The sequence below is a fragment of the Streptomyces sp. DI166 genome, from assembly GCF_900091315.1.
Taxonomy (GTDB): domain Bacteria; phylum Actinomycetota; class Actinomycetes; order Streptomycetales; family Streptomycetaceae; genus Streptomyces; species Streptomyces fuscus.
Map to the genome: position 1 here is coordinate 1 of NZ_FLSP01000200.1, position 4276 is coordinate 4276.

General features: G+C 67.1%; 3 protein-coding genes. All 3 read left to right on the forward strand.

The window, feature by feature from the left end; translation table 11 throughout:
* Positions 1–189 precede the first annotated feature (189 nt).
* The 3 genes from GA0115233_RS39575 (at position 190) to GA0115233_RS39585 (ending at position 4245) form a co-directional block, all read left to right on the forward strand.
* Positions 190–1173 (forward strand): phosphotransferase family protein, encoded by a 984-nt coding sequence (locus GA0115233_RS39575; protein WP_093725600.1) that lies wholly within the window; start codon positions 190–192, stop codon positions 1171–1173.
* 400 nt (positions 1174–1573) lie between these two features.
* A complete protein-coding gene (locus GA0115233_RS39580) occupies positions 1574–2083 on the forward strand; it encodes an NUDIX domain-containing protein (RefSeq protein WP_176712117.1) in 510 nt (169 codons plus the stop codon).
* Between the two features lie 305 nt (positions 2084–2388).
* Positions 2389–4245, forward strand: coding sequence for a hypothetical protein (locus GA0115233_RS39585; RefSeq protein ID WP_176712116.1), 1857 nt, complete (start codon positions 2389–2391; stop codon positions 4243–4245).
* Positions 4246–4276 lie beyond the last annotated feature (31 nt).

Sequence of the window (4276 nt, forward strand, 5' to 3'; positions counted from 1 at the left end):
CGCCCAAGGCCACGACGACCGAACTCTTTCCCCACTCGTCGAACGCACGGATCTGCTCGTCCTCCGGTAGCGCGTCCAGCGTCGTGGCTGCGCCGTTCGGCGAGGTAGTGGCTGCTACCAGGTGGACTGGCCCGGACCCGTACTAAAAATCTGTCGCACAGGGAGGATGGGTTCCCCCACTCTTGCAGAATGCCGAACATCGTCACCCCGCGCCTGCAGTACAACTCCACAGCGGTACGTCCGCGCTGGGGCGACCTTCCACATGCCGTCTGGCAGCTGATCTCACGGCACTTGGGTGGTGTGGTGGACGCGGAGCCAAGTGCGGGGAGCGGCTTCACCAGTGGGTTTGCCGCGGTTGCCCACGGAAGCAGCGGCACGCAGTTCATCAAGGCGGTCAACGGCGGAGAGAACGCTGTGATCGCCGACTGTTACCGGAGGGAGGCGTTGATCAACCAGGCACTGCCCCCGGAGGTTCCGGCTCCCCGCTTGCAGTGGATCGAGGAGCAGGACGAATGGGTTGTCCTTGGCTTCGACGCGGTCGATGGCGGGCACATGCCCGCCGAACCCTGGCAGTCCAACGACCTGAACGCCACCCTGGACATCTACGCCACCGCGGCGGAGGCGCTCGCCGTGGCTTCGCCACAAATACTGGAACTCGGTCTCAAGCCGATCGACGCCGAGGGCGACTTCACCGACTGGCGCGACCTGCAAGCCGGCAGGACCAGGCCGGAGCTTCTGCCTGCATGGATGCCGCTCGGGCTCACGCCGCAGCTGGCTGAGCTGGAGGGCCAATGGCGAATGGCCACAGCGGGCACCGCCGTCTTGCACCACGACCTGCGCCAGGACAACGTACTCATCGATACCCGCGGCGGCGCGTGGATCTGCGACTGGAACTGGCCGTGTGTCGGGGCCAGTTGGTTCGACCTGGTCCTCCTCTTGGCCACCGCGTTCGCTGACGGTCACGACGCCACGACTCTGTTCGCGGCGCATCCCACCGCCCTCGGGGTCGCCGACGAGCAGCTCGATGCCGCCCTCGCCGCGCTCTCTGGCTTCTTCCTGGTCTCCGGTGCACAGCCTCCGGCGGACTGGTCACCGCACCTTCGCCAGCATCAGACATGGTGCGGCGAAGTCACTCTGCGATGGCTGTCCGACCGGCGCAGCTGGTCGTTCTGACTGCGTCCGTAAACCCGATGTGGCCGAGGCGGGCTGCCGAGCCCCGACGATGCACGACGGCAGACCTGGGAAGCAGCACGGGCACGAGCTAGAGGTCGTACACCGCGAAGTCCGTCACGGGGTGGTAGCCGATCCGCTTTGCCTGATATCCGGGCGGTCACGGTGCAGTCCGGGAGGGCACAGTTGCGCTGCCTCTTGCGGAGTCGGGCACTGCCAGTTCGAACCAGGTCTTCATGCCCGCTGTACAGGGCTCAAAGACAAGTTATTGAGAATCGAGACGGGAGCGTGACCTGTCGTTCGGTGTAGTGGAGTTCGTCCGACGGGGCTAGTGGCTTGACCCTCTGGGCATTTCGGTCGGGTGTCAGTGGTGTCTGGGACCGTGTGCGTCGTGGATGAACTCGTGGAACGTGTCGATGCTCAGGACCGAGTGCTGGGAGTGGTCAGCCGGAGGGAGGCTGTCCGGGAGGGCTGGCTGCACCGGGTTGGCGTGGTGGTGTGCCGCGATGGGCAAGGTCGCTTTCTCGTCCATCGTCGTGCCGAGCAGCTGTCCCGTTTCCCGGGGCACTACGAACTCGGTGTCGGGGGCGCTGCGGGAGTTGGCGAGTCTTATGAGCAGGCGGCTGCCCGCGAGCTCAGTGAGGAGCTGGGGGCGCGGGCGGCAGTGTGCCTTCGGTTCACGTTCCTCAACCGGGGTGGGCTCAGCCCTCACTGGCTTGGGGTGTGCGATGCCATGCTTCCGGAGATCGTCGCCCCCGACCCAGCAGAGGTGGCCTGGCACGGGTGGCTGACCGCGTCCGAGCTGCGGCGGGCTCTGCAGCAGTGGACCTTCACTCCTGATAGTCAGGAGATTTTCGATCGGTATCTTGCATGTCGCGCTGCCCCGACGTCTTCGCGGAGAGGGTGTTCGTGAGCTGCGTCAGAGGAATGAAGCCGCTGGTCGTTCCGAGCTCTCTGGGTTGGGCCGGCATCCCCAGCTCGTACGCTATTCGAGGGATGCGCATGTGATGTGGTTGAACGCTGACGAGCAGATGCAATAGGTTCGCCTCGCCTGGCCTCGGACGCGGCCAGTTCTGGATGCCTGCCCCGACCTCAGAGGGCATTGCCCGGAGAACCTACGTCGCTTGGCCCTCATCTCGTTTTCTATCTGCTGTCGCTGTGTTGACACGCGCCTTCGCTGCCCAGGTCGGGGGGCGGCTTCTGCGGAGGGAGCGCGTCATGTACAACCTCGACCAAATCAGTAACGCCGCCGCCCAGCTCACCGGTGAGTCTCTGGAAGGCGCGCGGCAGCGCCTCGGCGCACTTCAACACTTCGACCAGTTGATCCCTGCCGCTTGGACGGCCCAGGCCCTGTTGGAGTCCGTGCTCGTCTCCGCACTGGGCGCGGTGACTGGACAGACCCGGCCGTTCGGAGTGCGGGAGACCAAGCCCGTGGCCGAGGGTCTGGTGCTCCGGGTGGAGCGGTCCGAGGACGTGCACGCCCTGTTTGAGCTACTGCCATACCAGCCGAAGAGGGGGCCGTGGCGCGGGGTGCGCGGGTTGGTCGTCCAGACCGACACCAAGCGGTTGCGGTTCGGATTTCGTACCTGGGTGTACGAGCGGTCGTGGCGGGCTGCCGAGCCGGCGGTGTGGGTGACCGGACCACACGGGGTGGACCTGCCCGCGCTGCTGGCCGCCTACGAAGAGCGGATCCGAATGGCTGGGCACAGCACACAGTGGGATCCTCAGCGTCCGGAGCCGGGGCCTCGGCGGAGAGAACCGGCGGCGCGCAGTTTGGTGCGCCAGCTCAGCGCCTCCTCCGCGATGGGCAGTGCCCTTCTGCGGCGTCCGCGCCTGTGGGACAGTCTGGCGGGCTACGCCGGGGTGCGGATGGCCACCCAGATGACCGACTACGGACTCGACTGGATCTTGGAACGCCAGGTGGCCGGACCGCAGTTCGACGACGCTCGGCTCATCGAAGTGCTGACGGACCGCGTCGTGGGCTGCGGCCTACGTCTCCTGGACCATGCCTGCGGCGCCGAGGAGTGCACGGTACGACTGGCCCCGCGGCCCGGAACGTGGGACTGGAGGGGCGTGCTCACCGTGCGCAGCTGTAAGGCCGCGTCCCTCCCACACGTTCCGGTGCCCGGTCCACGGCCGCTGACCGCGATCGGTGATCGCCTCAGCGTCAGTCGCCCAAACACCAACGTCGAGGGCCCAGATCGCGGCGCCCAGGACCACGACGGTGTCACCATCCAGCTCACAGGGGTGCCACACACCGGCGGCATGCACCGGGACGATCTGTCCTGGGTGGCGGAGCAGATCGCGGCCGTATGGACGACGCAGGGCCTGGTCGCCGCCATCATCCTCGCTCGGGACCGGGACGGCTGGATCGGCTTCCGTGACCCTGGGCAGCCGTCATGGGCCACGGCCCCGGTCCCAAGCACAGTCGAGGGGTGGCGGCGGCTTCGTATCGCCCCGCCACCTGGAGAACTCTGGTCGCTGAAAGTCTCCGACGATGCCGAAGCAGTCGCCGCCGCGCTGGCGGACGCCCGGCGTCGCTTCGACCGCGTATTCCTGATCAGCAGGAACGACGACTGGCCCTGGGAAGAACACTCCCTCGGCCGGCTCACCGACGCACGAATCCTCGTACACCGGGCAGAACCCTACGAGCGGCATATCCCGCTCCCCGCCGAAGCCGTGATGCTGACGCCTGCCGAATCGGCCATGCAGTGGCGCCAGCAGGAGCTGGGTCGTTGGACCTCGAAGCGCCCCCTGACCGGGATGCTGCTCGTCAACCCCGCCACCCTCGACGTACAGCCCGACGACTTCGACGTGGCCGTCGAGAATGAGCTCGCCCGCTACGGGACACCTGTTCTCGGGCGCTTCCCCGCCAACCGGGCAATCGCCCACGGCCCCGGGCTCAGCCCGCACCCGCCCACCGTCCTGGACCCACAGACCGAACAGCCCACCCACGCCCAGATGATCACTGCGGCAAACGCTCTCGCTCACCGCCTGTGGCCTGAAGCCCCTCTTACTACCGAGCCGACCGAAGCCCCGGATGCTCCCGTGGCTCACCCAGCTAACGTCCCATAGGGCAATGGGGCCGACGACGGTGTCCGGCTCC

Coding starts and splice junctions, on each gene's coding strand:
- GA0115233_RS39575 (WP_093725600.1), top strand. CDS start 190: ATGCCGAACATCGTCACCCCGCGCCTGCAGTACAACTCCACAGCGGTA.
- GA0115233_RS39585 (WP_176712116.1), top strand. CDS start 2,389: ATGTACAACCTCGACCAAATCAGTAACGCCGCCGCCCAGCTCACCGGT.